The organism is Rummeliibacillus pycnus (assembly GCF_002884495.1).
Classification (GTDB): Bacteria; Bacillota; Bacilli; order Bacillales_A; family Planococcaceae; genus Rummeliibacillus; species Rummeliibacillus pycnus.
Map to the genome: position 1 here is coordinate 2,999,109 of NZ_KZ614145.1, position 15,719 is coordinate 3,014,827.

The window sequence follows — 15,719 nt, forward strand, 5'->3', positions numbered from 1 at the left end:
TATACTACTAACAGATGAGAGTAATAGATAGACCGGATAAGGAGGGAAAATAATTGGAAGCAACTATTAAACTAAGTGATCTATTTAAAATTCTAAAAGCCCATCTATTTCTAATCATTGCTATAACAGTAGTTTCGGTTAGCATTGCTACCATTATTAGTTATTTTGTGCTAACACCAATTTATACTGCAGATACACAAATACTAGTCAACCAAAAAAGTGACAAGAAAGATCCATATGTAGCTTCATCTCAAATTGATGCTGATCTTCAGATGATTAATACGTATAATGTCGTAATTAAAAGTCCCTTAATTTTATCGAAGGTTATTGAAAAACTAGATTTAAATAGTACACCTGAAACTTTAACAAATCAAATAACCATTTTAAACACTAATAATTCACAGGTTTTTACCGTTCATGTAGAAGATGCTAAAGCATCCCAAGCTGTAGATATTTCAAACACTATTGCGGAAATATTTAAAAGTGAAATCCCAACGTTGATGAAGGTTGATAATATCAATATTTTATCCTATGCGAAATTAAGTGAACATCCAATTCCTGCAAAACCTAATAAACTACTAAACATTGGGATTTCAGGAATTATCGGTTTGATGATAGGAATTGGTCTTGCAATCTTAATAGAAACACTTGATACAAGGATTAAATCAGAACAGGATGTAGAGGACATTTTAGATATTCCTATTATCGGTTTAGTCAGCCCGATTAATATAGATAAAAAAACATCGAGATTAAAAAGACAAACAAGTAATATCGACGCAGTCTAGTGAAGTAAGGAGGATATAGAAATGTTTTATTCTAAAAAACCAAAAAAAGGAAAACAGTTGAAATTAGAACGTAATCTTGTTACTATTTCAGATTCAAAGTCCATCATATCTGAGCAATTTCGAACTATACGTACAAATATTACGTTTTCTGTAACTGATCAAGAGTTAAAAACAATTTTAGTGACATCATCTATACCAGGTGAAGGAAAGTCAACGAATGCTGCTAACATTGGGGTTGTCTTTGCACAAGAAGGAAAAAAAGTATTAATAATAGATGCAGATATGCGTAGACCAACATTACATCATACTTTTCGTTTACCAAATATAGATGGTTTATCGAATGTACTTGTTAGAAAGCAAACTGTTCAAAAAGTAGTACAAGAAACATCTATAGTAGGACTATATGTAATGACTAGTGGCCCTCTTCCTCCTAATCCATCAGAACTGCTCGCTTCAAAAACAATGGAGGCATTATTAAGAATTGTAGAGCAAGAATATGATCTAGTTATATTTGACTCACCGCCTTTATTACCAGTAACGGATGCTCAAATTTTATCTCATAAATGTAACGGTACAATATTGATAGTAGATATGAATATTGCTAAAAAAGAAGATGTTAAGAAAGCAAAGTTATCTCTTAATAATTCACAAGCTAAAATATTAGGTGTTATTTTAAATAATTCAGCACTACCACGTAATCATTACCATTACCAATACAAATAAGCCGCTTGTAAAATGAAGTATAGGATAAAAAAATGTCATACAAATCATAAAATACTTGTCTGGCACTTTTTATGTATACAGTTTTTTCTTTGTATAAAAATGATAGGTTCTATTTTAATAGAATAGAAAATTAGTAAATCTAAAAAACTTCCGAAAATAAATTCAAATTATTTGAATATATCAGATAAATAGAACATTATAATAAGTGAAAGCGCTCTCTAAAAATTTATTCCATTTTAGTATAGAATTACAACCAAGCTCGAGGGAGTGAGTTTTCAATAAAATTTAAGGGAGAGATTCTAGTATGATTTATGCAAATCCTAATACTGAAGGCGCAGTCGTAAATTTCAAAGAAAAATATGATAACTTTATTGGTGGCGAATGGGTAGCACCAGTCAAAGGTCAATACTTTGAAAATAAATCACCAGTAACGGGTAAAGTTTTTACGAAAGCAGCTCGTTCAACTGTTGAAGATATCGAATTAGCTTTAGATGCAGCACACGCAGCAAAAGATGCTTGGGGCAAAACTTCTGCAGCAGAACGTGCTAATATCTTAAATAAAATTGCAGATCGTATAGAAGAAAATTTAGAGATGATTGCTGTTGCTGAATCTTGGGATAATGGTAAAGCAGTTCGTGAAACATTAAACGCTGATATCCCTTTAGCTATTGATCACTTCCGTTATTTTGCAAGTGCAATTCGTGCGCAAGAAGGACATATTAGTCAATTAGATAATGATACAGTAGCCTATCATTTCCATGAGCCACTAGGCGTTGTGGGACAAATAATCCCTTGGAACTTCCCAATTCTAATGGCAGTTTGGAAAATTGCCCCAGCATTAGCAGCAGGTAACTGTGTGGTATTAAAACCAGCAGAACAAACTCCGGCTTCTATAATGGTTGTGATCGAATTAATCCAAGATTTATTACCAGCTGGTGTAGTCAACGTTGTGAATGGTTTTGGTATCGAAGTAGGTAAACCACTTGCTACAAGTCCACGTATTTCGAAGATTGCATTCACGGGATCAACTGCAGTAGGGCGCCAAATTATGCAATATGCAACTGAAAACATCATTCCTGTAACTCTCGAACTTGGTGGTAAATCACCAAACATTTTCTTTGAAGATGTCATGGAAAAAGACGATGAATTTTTAGATAAAGCAATCGAAGGATTGGTTATGTTTGCTTTAAACTCTGGTGAAGTTTGTACATGCCCTTCTCGTGCATTAGTTCAAGAATCTATTTATGAGCAATTCATTGCACGTGCATTGCAACGTGTTGAATCGATTAAAATCGGTAACCCACTTGATACAGATGTTATGATGGGTGCGCAAGCTTCTAATGAACAACAACAAAAAATCCTATCATATATTAAGCTCGGCAAAGAAGAAGGTGCTGAATGCTTAATTGGTGGTGAAGAAAACCAAATTGACGGTCTTGAAAATGGTTACTACATTAAACCAACTGTATTTAAAGGTCATAACAAAATGCGTATCTTCCAAGAAGAAATCTTCGGTCCAGTATTGGGTGTTACAACTTTTAAAGACTTCGATGAAGCAATTGAAATTGCAAATGATACTTTATATGGCTTGGGTGCAGGCGTTTGGTCTCGTTCAGGTGATCTAGCATATCGTGCTGGTCGTGCAATTCAAGCTGGCCGTGTTTGGACAAATACTTATCATCAATATCCAGCAGGTGCTGCATTTGGAGGTTACAAACAATCAGGCATTGGGCGTGAAAATCATGCAATGATGCTTGAACACTATCAACAAACAAAATGCTTATTTGTAAATTATAACCGTAACCCACAAGGATTCTTCTAAGCACTGAGGGAGGGAAGAACATGGTAGAACGTGTAATTGCAACAGATGAGGCACTTGCATTAATCCATCATATAAAAAGTATTCATGGACCTATCATGTTTTATCAATCTGGTGGCTGCTGTGATGGTTCGGCACCTATGTGCTATAGTAAAGGAGACTTTAAACTAGGCTCTGCAGATGAATATCTTGGATCAATAGGTGGTGTCCCATTCTATATGCATAGGAGTCAATATGATTATTGGAAACATACGCAACTAATTATTGATGCAGTGGAGGGGAGAGGTGCAACCTTTTCATTGGATAGTGTAGAGGAAAAGCATTTCATCACAAATTCACGGGTTTTTACAGATCAAGAATATGAAGAGATTAAAAAGCTACTATAAAAAATCTCCAGTCTTTATGACTGGAGATTTTTTCTTCTTTCAATCAGAAGAGAGATAAATTGAAAATTGATCTTATTGTTCGTGTTGCACATGATGTGTGTTCAACCACTCAACACCAAAGTCAACTAGTGGTCTCATAGGGATGATGCGTGTACGAGCCTGACCTAATTTTCCATAGTGAATAGATTTCCCATTTTGTACTTCAAACTCTTTTCCAATAGCGGGGAAACGTTCAGAATCTACATCTAACATATTATATGTAACCCATTGCCTTTTGCCGTTTATTAAAATTGCTGCACCTTGTTTGAAATAATATTTTTGATTGGCTAGATATTCAGAAAGGTGTAAAGCTGTACAGGAATCATAATTAACGCCGATTAACATGATTTTTACAGATGTTTGATACATTTTCCCAAGTGGTGATTCCAAACCAAAGGAGTTTTCAAGAGGATGATGACTCATCCAATTTTTCGCATTTTTACCCCATGCCATAAAAGAATGTGCAGGATGAGCACTTCGTATTGTATCAGAATGTCTTAAAAAACACTCCGCAATTTTCCCCATACCACGTAAGGGTGTTAAATGAGGATTATATGCCGGTATACTATCTCGAACGGGTTGTTGCCATGCTTCTGGTACAGGTGGTAAAGACCAATAGGAAGGCTCTGAGTTACCAGTAGATTGTGCTGGCATGACAATTGTGCCATTTGGCGTAATAACGTGCATTAATGCCTCTACTACAGCTTGTTCTGCCCCAGCAATCCACCCCATTTGACTAAGTGAAGAATGAACAATAATCGAATCTCCCTCTTGAATACCAAGTAAATGAAGCTGCCTTATTAAAGTTTCTTTAGATTGAAATTCATCTGTTTTTTGAATAATATCAAATTCTGTCATAGAGTATCACCTCGTTATTACTAATTATTATAGAAATAGGTATAATTTTCAATTACTAAGTATTAAATAATACATAGATTAAACAATTAGGTGGTGTGTCTGTGTCATTCTTTAACTTCCTTAAGCTTGTAGCACATAAAGTAGGGCTAGCATTTTAAATTTCAAAATCCTATTGTATTCAAATCATGAAATCAAAAACTATTAAGTAGTAGTTGTAATCAGTAACATTTCAAAGATGGGATCAGAAATTGAAATAGGTAGTGGAATTAAATGAATGGTGAAGGTAAAAAGTGAAGTGCTACACTTGTAACAAGTTGTACATTTACAGAACAACTTTGACAACAATTTTTAAGATAAATATCAAATCTTATATGAAAATTGTATGTCAAGAAACATTGGCACTGATTCTGTCGAATGTTTCATATGAAACATTCGACGAAGCTATTACTTTTTTTTACTATTTCGACTTGGATTAAATGCTTGTATTTTCAAGAATATATGACTAGCTGCTCATCTGAGATTAGAAGAGTTATCATTAACAATGTTTCAACATTGAATCGCAATATTATGCATTTATATAGTGAATGAAGCGCAGAAATGAAAGTTATCATAATAAAAGTGAAACTGTAATACAATAATTATATTAATATATATAACATCTTAGTATAATTTAATAAAATGATAACTCTTGCATTAGTACAGATTTAAGGTTAGCATAAATACAGATGATAAATAAGGGGTGTTGTTTATGCTTGAACCAATTCCAATGAGCCAATCTAGAACAATTCAAACAAGATTAGTATTACCGCCAGATACCAATCATATGAATACAATCTTTGGGGGTAAAGTTTTAGCGTATATTGATGAAATTGCAGCGATTACGTCGATGAAACATGCCAAAATGCAAACTGTTACAGCTTCATTTGATTCCGTTGATTTTTATTCTCCAGTACGCTCAGGGGAAATTTTAGAGCTTGAAGCAATTGTGAGCTCTACTGGACGAACGTCTATGGAACTTTATATCGTTGTCCAATCACGGGATATTCATACAGGAGAAAAGAAATTAACAACAGAATCATTTGTTACGATGGTAGCTGTAGATGATAAAGGAAAACCGCAAGAAGTTGCACAAGTTTTTCCTGAAACAGAAGAAGAAAAGAGATTATTTGAATCTGGTCCACAACGTCGACAACATCGAAAAGAAAAACGTGATATGCCACATAAATTCTTTACATTATAGACTTATAGATTCAGTGAATATTCATATAAAAGACTATGCGCCGGCTCTCTACGAAGAGTCGGCGTTTAACTTATGTTAGAAAGATACTAGAAGCTCTTTAACCAACTGAAACTAATTCTAACTTTTCCCCGTAAATAGAAATAGAAAACTTTTTAAAGGGATGGTTTAGAATGATCATTGAGGAATTAACGACTGAAATATCATATCTTAAATTGCAAAAGCATAAAAGAGATCGTGTGTTAAGAAGACTTAAAGTAATTGAAGAACAGTTGATCGATGAACACTTGAGAAAGGATCGTTTCGAACAACAATTACTTAAAGAAAGAAAGGATATTGAAGACTTAGATCGTTTTTCTTTCCTGAAAATGTTTCGCAAATTAACGGGGAAACAAGAGGGATTTCGTCAAAAGGAAACTGCTCAAATGGCTGCTGTCGAGGCGAAATGGCGAGAATCGCAAAAAATGATTGCTACATTGGAACAGGACTTAGAGGAAACTAAAGTAGAAATAGCAGATCCAAAGTGGAGCAATTTAGACGAACGATTAGAACTTGCGATTGCTCAGAAAAAGTTATGGATATTTGATAATAATTTGCCTGAAAGAGAAATAATAAAATCCTTATATCAAAGGCAAGATGAAATCCACCTATTGAAAAGAGAGATAGACGAGGCTTTAACAGCTGGAGATGAGGCGAACAGAGCATTAAAATTCACCTTAAAAAAATTAGATAGTGCAGAAGACTACTCATTATGGGATATGGTATTTGGTGGAGGAATTATTGCAACTGCATTAAAGCATAGTGAATTAAATGAAGCTGAAGATACCATACATAAAGCACAAAGGGCTTTACAACGATTCTATACAGAGTTAGTAGATGTACAAGAGATGGATCTAGATTCACTAAAGTTAGAAAGAAAAAGTTTTACGAAGTTTGCAGATTACTTTTTTGATGATATCTTCTCTGCTTTTAGCATTCACTCTAGCATTCAATCTTCGCAAAAGAATGTCGAGGGAATTCTTAATACTGTGGAAGAATTATGCCGCTTATTAGAAGAAAAACAACAAAAGGTTCAAAACGAAGAAGAGAAAATAACTGAACAATTATCGTCAATATTAGGATAAAAAAGAGTGAGTGACTATTATCTATAGCTAATTTAAAGGCTATAGATAATAGTCACTTATTACGGTTATTTTTAATCTAAATCACTAGCAATGTTGGTTAATTGATCAGCAGATGCGGAAACTTGGCTTGCCCCTTCGCTCAAATCATTTAATAATTGAGAAATTGTTGTAATGTCTGCCATTGTATCTTCATTAATCTCTTTGATACCTGCTACGGCTTCCGCAATTTTATGGAATGATTGAGAAAGGTCATTTTGCATACTAACACCTTTTGTAATTTGCGTATCCACACCTTTAACGGAGCTAGACATATTTTCAATATTATCTTCTGTTTCTTGAATTAGCTGTGATACATTTTGGACTGCGCTTTTTGTTTCTTCTGCAAGTTTACGTACTTCATCAGCAACAACAGCAAACCCTTTACCATGTTCGCCAGCTCGAGCAGCTTCAATGGAAGCATTTAATGCCAACAAATTTGTTTGATCTGCTATGTCAGTTACAAGATGTACAATTTCATTTATCTTATGAGATGATACACGTAATTGGCTCATCGTTTCATCTAGTAATGCTACGCTTTTTGACATTTGATTCATTAGCTTGGTTTGCGTGTCAAGCAATTGTTTACCGCTCTCTGACTTTTCTTGTGTAGCAGTGACAAATGAAAGGCCTTGTTGTGTTGACTGGGCAATTTCATCTGCTTGATTTGCTAATGATTGAATAGATGCAGTTGTTTCTTCGCTAATTGCACTTAACTCTTCTGCAGTATTTTGAACGGATAAAACGACTTTATGTTTGAATTCATCGTTTTCGGTACGTTGATCTTCTTGTTTGTTTTCATAAGCCTCAATTACAAGTTGTTGTTCTAAGTTAATAATTTTAGAAAAGGCGTTCATCGCTAAAGCAGTATCTTTGCCTGATAACTCGAGATGTTGTATAAAGTTAGCAAATGTAGTCGTCAATGATTGGAATGAATTAATATACCATTTTGATTGAAGTCCAATATGTACATGCACATGAGCGATTCGAATTCTTTGTTGAACATATTCATCATTAATTTGACAGTTAAACATTTCACTAATATGACGTGTTAATGTTACCTTTAATCGTTCAATTGCGGAATGATTGTTGATAATTTGGATTAATTCTGAAGATTGACTAATCGATTCATAAAATTTTTCAACCATTTCTACTGTTAAATCCTTAGAAAAGGATTGTAATTGTTTAATAATCGCTAGGTCTTCAGTGGTTAATTGCAATAATTGGATTTGTTTTCGTAATTCCGGGTTCTTTGATAGATCTAATTTTACTTGACCGATATATTGGTCAATTTTAAAATAATTTTCACTTTTTTTTGCATTATGTTTACTAGACCAAAGTGCCACGTTAAATTCTCCATTCTATTGTTAGACAATTAATCTTTATTATTTCTATTCTATCATTTTTTATAGGAGATAAAAGAATAATATGTAAATTTGTCCTAAGCAATTTGGATCTTTTAAAGCCTATCAGGCTGGGGGATTAAGTGTTATTTATGATTAAAGACCTACAAAAGGTTGTTAATTGTTATTTTATAAAAAATAGATATTAATGTCGTTTTTAAGTTATGTAAAGATGTTAGCGTGTTACAATGTAGGAGAATTTAGGGGGAGGATGTACTCAAAATGGATAAACAGCGAGGTATGAAATATGCCTTACCATTAGCAGCTGTTGTTACAGTGACTTCAATGATGATGCTAAATTCTAAATTTACAGAAGTGCCAATGAATCATCGTATTATCATCACAATAGGTGCAACAGTTGTAGCGTATATTTTGTCGTTTATTTTGTTTGGTTTACAAGATCAAGAAAAGTAAATACATGAAATCTATATTTCTACATAAAATGACACCTCTTGTCAATAACAAAGGGTGTCATTTTTTGCTTCAGCCGGAATTGCTATGTTGTTTACCTACGTTCACTTGAGAGCCTTATCTTAGCCCGTTTTCTCTGAGGTAAAGATACTTTTTCCCCAAGTGAAAATGCACTAGATGATAGAATCTATGGCTTAAATAAGTCAAACCACCCTTTATATTTAAACCATGCAAGCATAGAACCAGCAATGCCTAACATAACCAATAGGATGATAAAATAACCATAGTGCCATTCCAACTCAGGCATGTTTTTGAAATTCATGCCATATACACCAGCGATAAATGTTAAAGGAATGAATATAGAGGAGATAATTGTCAAAATCATCATAATACCATTCATTCGGCTAGCGTTTACAGACATATGGCTGTCACGCATATCTGCAGTTAGTTCACGATTAGATTCCACCATTTCCGTTAACTTAACTAAATGGTCATGGATATCTCCGAAATAAGCACGTTCTTGATCGTCAAGATGGAAACGGTAAGAATTTAAAATTCGATAAAGTAAATCTCGCATAGGTAAAATAGTTCGCCGTATATGAAGTAAATCACTTCTCAAATCAAATACATAGCGCATAGACTTTGTGCTATTTTGATAATTCAATTGGTCTTCAATTTCATTTAGATGGTCTTCGATATTGTAAACCATTGGAAAATAGCTATCGACAATTTTATCAATTGCCTGATACATCACGAAAAGTGCACCACGATCCCACATCTGTGGGCGATTCATCAAACGTTTTCTGACAATATCAAATTCTGGAACAAATGATTTATGATAAGTAACGACGAAGTTTGGTGAAACAAACAAGTTGACTTCTTCAGCCTCAAAAGTTTCCTGGTTGATCTTATGGGCAACAAGAAAATGATAATCATCGTAGTAGTCTAATTTTGGACGTTGTAATCGCATTAAGCAATCTTCAATTGCAAGTGGATGAAAATGAAAGAATTGATCTAATAGAACATCTTCTGTTGCACTTGGTTTATCGAAGTCTACCCAATACCATTCAAATTTTCCTTGTTTTATTTCTTCTAATGGAAAATCCATTTTAAGTTGTTGGTCAGTTGTTAATCCAAGTGTTCGAATCATAGCTACTCCTCACTTCAACTGTTGTTATTTCTATACTCTCACAAAAAGGTTAATGTTGCCATGGATTTTACCCATAAGTAAATGATAAGCCTGACCATTTAAAAAATATATAAAAAAAGCCACTCATATGAGAGGGCTATGGTAAAAGTTTAACTAGTGGTTGGCTAACCAATGTTCAAAGGATGTGCTAGTAGAAACCTTTTCTAATATATAAGAATCTCGTGTATTAGAGTGTTCATGTTCTGAATTCGTACGAGATAGTTGATGTTGAATGGTTGTGTTGTTACACGTTGTTGTTTGTTTATTACAGTCATGCAATAGTGAGCTTTTTAATAAGCAGTATGGCATGCCGATGAAAATGAGTAAGCTAAGCAGAATCATTCCTACTAACAAAAAAGCCTTCTTCATAGGAGAAAATCCCCCTTACTATGTGATATTAGAAAGGACGCACAAAGATGTGAAATGTTCCACTAAAAAATTTGAAGAATTTTAAAATAATTTTGTTGAGAATGAAACTATTCCAAATGCATAACGTAAATTAGGTATTATGTTGAATTGAAAGTAGGTGAACAAAATTGGAAATCAAAGGGTTGAAAGTAATATTACATGCAAGTGCATTCTTTGCACCATGTTTAGTACCGATTCTCTTTTTTATTTTTATAAAAGATGAAGAAGTTAAACGTTTATCTGTTCAAGCGTTATTATTCCAATTTGTTATGTGGTTATTGATAAGTATTGGATGGGTTTTGATATTTACAATTGTTTTAGCTGTAGTTGGTATTCCAATGATGATTATATTTGGGCTTATGGTGTTTATCGTACCTATTATTGGTATTGTAAAAGCATTACAAGATGAGGTATGGGAATATCCGATAGTTGGAAAATGGATTTAATACGATAATTAATGAGCATACTGCATGTAGCGGTATGCTTTTTGTGTACAGTAGTAGGATACGGAATTAAACAGAAAGTGCAGAATATTTGCGTCACATTTTATGACCTTATATAATATAGTCAAAGATAGTCAAAGTCAGTGGTGCAAGTGAGGTGGAAGCTAAAATGCGAAATATCTCTGACATTATAGAAGGGTATTTGAAGGAAGTTATTGAATTAGGTGGTAAAGGACATATTGAAATCAAACGAAGTGAAATTGCGGATAAATTTCAATGTGTACCATCACAAATAAATTACGTTATCAATACGAGATTTACTGCTGAGCGTGGTTACTTAGTTGAAAGCAAACGTGGTGGAGGCGGTTATATTCGAATATTACGTATCAAGGCTGATTCTGAAGCAGAATTAATTGATGAAATTTTGCAACAGGTTAGTAATTCAATTTCTCAAACAATGGCACAAGACTATATTTTCCGTTTGATTGATGAGGATGTTATTAGTCGCAGAGAAGCGAAGCTGATGATTGCTGCTCTTGATCGTTCGGTTCTATGCATCAATCTGCCTGCGCGAGATGAGTTACGTGCTCGAATTTTGCATGCAATGTTATTAGCGTTAAAGTACGATAAGCAAACGTAAAGAGGTGCAAGAGAGATGATTTGTGAAAATTGTAAACAGCGTCCCGCTACTATTACAGTTACACAGATGAAAAACGGTAAAAAAGTGACGAGACATTTTTGTGATGTATGTAATAAGCAATTGGATCACTTTCACTTGAACCTTGATTCAGATGAAAGTCCGAATGCAATGCAAAAATTATTTTCAAATTTGTTTGGAACACCGAGCTGGTCTGTACAATCAGTGCCAATTAGTAACCCACAAACTAAAGTACCAAATGAAAGCTGCCCACAATGTGGAATGACTTATAGAAAGTTTTTAGAAGAAGGTAAATTTAATTGTCCAACTTGCTACGGTACATTTAAAGAACAGTTACCGCAAGTGTTAAAACGACTCCATAATGGTGCAACAGAACATATAGGAAAAGTTCCAGGTTCGATAAACGAAAGCTATCAAATGAAACGTCAAATCGAAGCTCTACGTCAAGATATGAAATTGGCAGTTGACGAAGAACGTTTTGAAGATGCAGCGAATATTCGAGACCAAGTTCGTGCATTAGAAAAAAAGCTACAAATAGGAGGTGAGGAAAAGGGTGAACATTGAACACTTTTTGAAAAGTAAACCGCCTATTTGGATGCGAGGAGATATTGATTATGGTGATATCGTAATGAGCACACGTATCCGATTAGCAAGGAATTTAACAGGTTTTCGTTTTCCAAGAGCATTTTCAGATGAAGAAGCTTTACAAATCGATAAAATGGTATCGAATGCTCTAATCGACGGAGATAAAAAGTTTAATATTCCATTTTCCTATTTCTCACTTCATGAGATGCCAGCGTTGCAACGACAAGTACTAGTAGAGAAACATTTAATTAGTCCGCAACTAGCAAATAAAACAAAATCCGGCTCAATCTTAGTATCAGAAGACGAAACGATTAGTATTATGGTAAATGAAGAGGATCATATCCGAATTCAATGCTTACAACCGGGTTTACAATTAGATAAAGCTTATCAAATAGCAGATGAAGTTGATCGACTGTTAGAAGACAAATTACCTTATGCCTTTGATGAATCATTTGGTTACTTAACATGCTGCCCGACTAATACTGGTACGGGGCTTAGAGCATCAGTAATGATGCATTTACCGGCTCTTACCGTAACAAACCAAATGGGCTCACTTATTAATACAATGGCTCGGTTAGGTATGGTTGTACGAGGTATTTATGGTGAAGGGACAGAAGCTGTCGGAAACTATTATCAAATTTCAAATCAAATTACACTTGGAAAACCTGAAGAAGATATTATTTTAGATTTACAAAGTGTAGCTGAACAAATTATTCAAAAGGAAATTGGTGCAAGACGGGCATTATTAGAACATGCGTCTATTGCTGTATCTGACCGTTTAAATCGCTCATTAGGCGTTTTAAAATATGCCAGAATTTTATCCAGTGAAGAAGCGGCTAATTGTTTGTCAAATGTCCGGTTAGGCATAGATTTAGGGCTTATTCCAACGATTCCAGATCGTGTTTTAAATGAATGTATGTTAATTATGCAACCAGGCTTTTTACAACAACATGCGGGTACGACACTCCAGCCAAATGAAAGAGATGTATATCGCGCATCCATAATTAGAGAACAGTTGCAATTTAATAATTCAGACTCTAAACAATAATATAACGGTGAAGAAGGGGAGGATATCTATGATGTACAATCGTTTTACACAGCGTGCACAAAAAGTATTACAACTTGCGCAAGAAGAGGCAATTCGTATGAAACACGAAGCAATTGGCACGGAGCATATACTGTTAGGATTAATTCGAGAAGGTGGCGGAATTGCTGCAAAAGCTTTAGAAGCTATAGATGTAAGTTCGGAAATGATTGAAGAAGGTATTGAGGAATTAGTGGGCATGGGTACCAAAAATGTTGGACCAATTGTACATTATACACCTCGTGCGAAAAAAGTAATCGAATTGTCAGTTGATGAGTCTCGTAAACTAGGTCATTCTTACATTGGAACAGAACATTTACTTTTAGCGCTAATTCGAGAAGGTGAGGGTGTAGCAGCTCGAGTATTAAATAATGCAGGAGTAAGTCTAAACAAAGCACGTCAACAAGTGTTACAGCTTTTAGGTAGTAGTGATCATCCACAAGCAAACAATAATACTGCTCCAGCGGCGAATACACCTACTTTAGACAGTTTAGCACGTGATCTCACTCAAATCGCTAGAGAAGGAAGCTTAGATCCGGTTATTGGTCGTAGTAAAGAAATAACTCGTGTTATAGAAGTTCTATCTAGACGCACAAAAAATAACCCAGTTTTAATTGGAGAACCTGGTGTCGGTAAAACAGCGATTGCTGAAGGACTCGCGCAACAAATTGTAAATAATGAAGTACCCGAGACATTGCGAGATAAACGTGTTATGACATTGGATATGGGTACTGTTGTAGCAGGTACAAAATATCGTGGTGAATTCGAAGATCGTTTGAAAAAGGTGATGGATGAAATTCGACAAGCTGGTAATGTCATCTTATTCATTGATGAATTACACACGTTAATTGGTGCAGGTGGTGCGGAAGGTGCAATTGATGCATCAAATATTTTAAAACCATCACTTGCTCGTGGTGAATTACAATGTATTGGTGCTACAACTCTTGATGAGTATCGTAAATACATTGAAAAGGATGCAGCGCTTGAACGTCGTTTCCAACCAATTCAAGTAGATGAACCTTCTGTAGAAGAAGCAATCCAAATTATTAAAGGATTACGCGATCGTTATGAAGCACATCATCGAGTAAAGATTACAGACGCTGCAATTGAAGCAGCTGCTAAAATGTCAGATCGATATATTTCAGATCGCTTCTTACCTGATAAAGCCATTGACTTAATTGATGAAGCAGGATCAAAAGTACGTTTACGTTCATTCACAACACCGCCAGATTTAAAGGAATTAGAACAACAATTAGATTCCTTACACTCTGAGAAAATGGCTGCAGTACAGTCTCAAGAGTTTGAAAAAGCAGCATCATTGCGTGATACAGAACAAAAACTAAAAGATAAATTAAATACAACAAAAAAAGAGTGGAAAGAAGCTCAAGGTAAAGCAGAATCAAAAGTAACAGTAAATGATATTGCTGAAGTCGTATCAATGTGGACAGGAGTGCCTGTTTCTAAATTAGCACAAGAAGAATCCGAAAAACTATTACATCTTGAAGAAGAATTGCATAAACGTGTAGTGGGGCAAGGCGAAGCTGTTGAAGCAATTTCTAGAGCTATTCGTCGTGCGAGAGCTGGATTAAAAGACCCTAAACGTCCAATTGGTTCATTTATTTTCTTAGGGCCAACTGGTGTTGGTAAAACTGAACTTGCCCGTGCTCTAGCAGAGGTTATGTTTGGTGATGAAGATGCGATGATTCGAGTTGATATGTCTGAATACATGGAAAAACATTCGACTTCACGTCTTGTTGGATCACCTCCAGGGTATGTAGGCTTTGATGAAGGTGGTCAATTAACAGAAAAAGTTCGTCGTAAACCGTATTCTGTTATCTTATTAGATGAGATTGAAAAGGCACACCCAGATGTTTTCAACATTCTTTTACAAGTACTTGATGATGGACGATTAACAGATTCTAAAGGACGTGTTGTTGATTTCCGTAATACAGTAGTTATTATGACTTCAAATATTGGCGCAGAGGCATTAAAATATCGTAAATCGCTAGGATTTGGTGCACAAAGTGCATTACAAAGCCAAGAAAATGCTAAAAACGTTATGATGGAAGAATTGAAAAAGGCTTTTAGACCTGAATTCTTAAATCGTATTGACGAAATGATTGTGTTCCATTCTTTAGAAAAAGAAGAGCTAAACCAAATCGTTGTACTAATGGCTAAAACATTAACAAAACGTTTAGAAGAACAAAATATTACACTTGAGTTAACACCAGCTGCAATTGAAAAAATTGCGAAGGAAGGATACGATCCACAATATGGTGCTCGTCCACTACGTCGTGCTATCCAAAAGCATGTAGAAGATCGACTTTCTGAAGAAATTTTAAAAGGTACTGTATTAACAGGACAACGTGTTGTATTTGATGTGAAAGACGACCAGTTTGTTGTGGATGTTAAAGAATTAGTAGCAAAATAATGTATGGCAATTTTGTTAATTAGCACACGCGAGGCATTCCAAATACGAAATTTGGAATGCCTTGTTTTATAATATAAATAAAAGAGAAATACTCTTTCTA

The 15,719-nt window shown here is 34.7% G+C and carries 16 protein-coding genes; 12 read left to right on the top strand and 4 right to left on the bottom strand.

Going from position 1 to position 15,719, the window contains the following annotated elements; genetic code table 11:
• Positions 1-53: 53 nt before the first annotated feature.
• From CEF14_RS14580 to CEF14_RS14595, 4 genes are all read left to right on the top strand, one after another.
• A complete protein-coding gene (locus CEF14_RS14580; RefSeq protein WP_102693506.1) occupies positions 54-785 on the top strand; it encodes a YveK family protein in 732 nt (243 codons plus the stop codon).
• Between the two features lie 21 nt (positions 786-806).
• Positions 807-1,508: a CpsD/CapB family tyrosine-protein kinase gene (locus CEF14_RS14585; RefSeq protein WP_102693507.1), complete on the top strand. Its 702-nt coding sequence runs from the start codon at positions 807-809 to the stop codon at positions 1,506-1,508.
• 304 nt (positions 1,509-1,812) lie between these two features.
• Entirely contained in the window at positions 1,813-3,330 is a 1,518-nt protein-coding gene (gene exaC, locus CEF14_RS14590; protein WP_102693508.1) for an acetaldehyde dehydrogenase ExaC, read from the top strand.
• Between the two features lie 20 nt (positions 3,331-3,350).
• Positions 3,351-3,713, top strand: a complete 363-nt coding sequence (locus tag CEF14_RS14595) for a DUF779 domain-containing protein (protein ID WP_102693509.1) — start codon at positions 3,351-3,353, stop codon at positions 3,711-3,713.
• Positions 3,714-3,785: 72 nt separating this feature from the next.
• Here CEF14_RS14595 and CEF14_RS14600 read toward each other — a convergent pair whose 3' ends face one another.
• Positions 3,786-4,610 carry an AAC(3) family N-acetyltransferase gene (locus tag CEF14_RS14600; protein WP_102693510.1) on the bottom strand — a complete coding sequence of 275 codons (825 nt, stop codon included), beginning with the start codon at positions 4,608-4,610 and terminating at the stop codon, positions 3,786-3,788.
• A gap of 748 nt (positions 4,611-5,358) precedes the next feature.
• Between CEF14_RS14600 and CEF14_RS14605 the strand changes: the two genes are divergently transcribed.
• Positions 5,359-5,850, top strand: coding sequence for an acyl-CoA thioesterase (locus CEF14_RS14605; protein WP_102693511.1), 492 nt, complete (start codon positions 5,359-5,361; stop codon positions 5,848-5,850).
• Positions 5,851-6,020: 170 nt separating this feature from the next.
• Entirely contained in the window at positions 6,021-6,971 is a 951-nt protein-coding gene (locus CEF14_RS14610; protein ID WP_102693512.1) for a hypothetical protein, read from the top strand.
• Positions 6,972-7,042: 71 nt separating this feature from the next.
• Here CEF14_RS14610 and CEF14_RS14615 read toward each other — a convergent pair whose 3' ends face one another.
• Entirely contained in the window at positions 7,043-8,353 is a 1,311-nt protein-coding gene (locus CEF14_RS14615) for a globin-coupled sensor protein (protein ID WP_102693513.1), read from the bottom strand.
• 279 nt (positions 8,354-8,632) lie between these two features.
• On the opposite strand from CEF14_RS14615, the gene CEF14_RS14620 reads away from it, so the two are divergent.
• Complete coding sequence (locus tag CEF14_RS14620; protein WP_102693514.1) at positions 8,633-8,824, top strand: hypothetical protein; 192 nt, start codon at positions 8,633-8,635, stop codon at positions 8,822-8,824.
• Between the two features lie 184 nt (positions 8,825-9,008).
• Here the strand turns inward: CEF14_RS14620 and corA are convergent, their stop codons facing one another.
• Both corA and CEF14_RS14630 read right to left on the bottom strand, forming a co-directional pair.
• Positions 9,009-9,971, bottom strand: a complete 963-nt coding sequence (gene corA, locus CEF14_RS14625; RefSeq protein ID WP_102693515.1) for a magnesium/cobalt transporter CorA — start codon at positions 9,969-9,971, stop codon at positions 9,009-9,011.
• A 153-nt stretch (positions 9,972-10,124) separates the two neighbouring features.
• Positions 10,125-10,379 carry a hypothetical protein gene (locus tag CEF14_RS14630; protein ID WP_102693516.1) on the bottom strand — a complete coding sequence of 85 codons (255 nt, stop codon included), beginning with the start codon at positions 10,377-10,379 and terminating at the stop codon, positions 10,125-10,127.
• Between the two features lie 167 nt (positions 10,380-10,546).
• Here CEF14_RS14630 and CEF14_RS14635 point away from each other — a divergent pair, with 167 nt between their 5' ends.
• From CEF14_RS14635 to CEF14_RS14655, 5 genes are all read left to right on the top strand, one after another.
• Positions 10,547-10,864, top strand: coding sequence for a magnetosome magnetite crystal formation protein family (locus CEF14_RS14635; protein ID WP_102693517.1), 318 nt, complete (start codon positions 10,547-10,549; stop codon positions 10,862-10,864).
• A gap of 166 nt (positions 10,865-11,030) precedes the next feature.
• Positions 11,031-11,501, top strand: a complete 471-nt coding sequence (locus tag CEF14_RS14640) for a CtsR family transcriptional regulator (RefSeq protein WP_102693518.1) — start codon at positions 11,031-11,033, stop codon at positions 11,499-11,501.
• 15 nt (positions 11,502-11,516) lie between these two features.
• Entirely contained in the window at positions 11,517-12,083 is a 567-nt protein-coding gene (locus CEF14_RS14645) for a UvrB/UvrC motif-containing protein (protein ID WP_102693519.1), read from the top strand.
• Positions 12,073-13,152, top strand: a complete 1,080-nt coding sequence (locus CEF14_RS14650; RefSeq protein ID WP_170061524.1) for a protein arginine kinase — start codon at positions 12,073-12,075, stop codon at positions 13,150-13,152. Before CEF14_RS14645 ends, CEF14_RS14650 begins: the two co-directional genes overlap by 11 nt.
• Before the next feature lie 28 nt (positions 13,153-13,180).
• A complete protein-coding gene (locus tag CEF14_RS14655) occupies positions 13,181-15,619 on the top strand; it encodes an ATP-dependent Clp protease ATP-binding subunit (RefSeq protein WP_102693520.1) in 2,439 nt (812 codons plus the stop codon).
• Positions 15,620-15,719 lie beyond the last annotated feature (100 nt).

What these genes read in the sequence shown, in the direction of transcription:
- CEF14_RS14610 (WP_102693512.1), top strand. Translation starts at nt 6,021, where the DNA reads ATGATCATTGAGGAATTAACGACTGAAATATCATATCTTAAATTGCAA.
- CEF14_RS14620 (WP_102693514.1), top strand. Translation starts at nt 8,633, where the DNA reads ATGGATAAACAGCGAGGTATGAAATATGCCTTACCATTAGCAGCTGTT.
- CEF14_RS14600 (WP_102693510.1), bottom strand. Translation starts at nt 4,610, where the DNA reads ATGACAGAATTTGATATTATTCAAAAAACAGATGAATTTCAATCTAAA.
- CEF14_RS14640 (WP_102693518.1), top strand. Translation starts at nt 11,031, where the DNA reads ATGCGAAATATCTCTGACATTATAGAAGGGTATTTGAAGGAAGTTATT.
- CEF14_RS14630 (WP_102693516.1), bottom strand. Translation starts at nt 10,379, where the DNA reads ATGAAGAAGGCTTTTTTGTTAGTAGGAATGATTCTGCTTAGCTTACTC.
- exaC (WP_102693508.1), top strand. Translation starts at nt 1,813, where the DNA reads ATGATTTATGCAAATCCTAATACTGAAGGCGCAGTCGTAAATTTCAAA.
- corA (WP_102693515.1), bottom strand. Translation starts at nt 9,971, where the DNA reads ATGATTCGAACACTTGGATTAACAACTGACCAACAACTTAAAATGGAT.
- CEF14_RS14585 (WP_102693507.1), top strand. Translation starts at nt 807, where the DNA reads ATGTTTTATTCTAAAAAACCAAAAAAAGGAAAACAGTTGAAATTAGAA.
- CEF14_RS14645 (WP_102693519.1), top strand. Translation starts at nt 11,517, where the DNA reads ATGATTTGTGAAAATTGTAAACAGCGTCCCGCTACTATTACAGTTACA.
- CEF14_RS14655 (WP_102693520.1), top strand. Translation starts at nt 13,181, where the DNA reads ATGATGTACAATCGTTTTACACAGCGTGCACAAAAAGTATTACAACTT.
- CEF14_RS14605 (WP_102693511.1), top strand. Translation starts at nt 5,359, where the DNA reads ATGCTTGAACCAATTCCAATGAGCCAATCTAGAACAATTCAAACAAGA.
- CEF14_RS14595 (WP_102693509.1), top strand. Translation starts at nt 3,351, where the DNA reads ATGGTAGAACGTGTAATTGCAACAGATGAGGCACTTGCATTAATCCAT.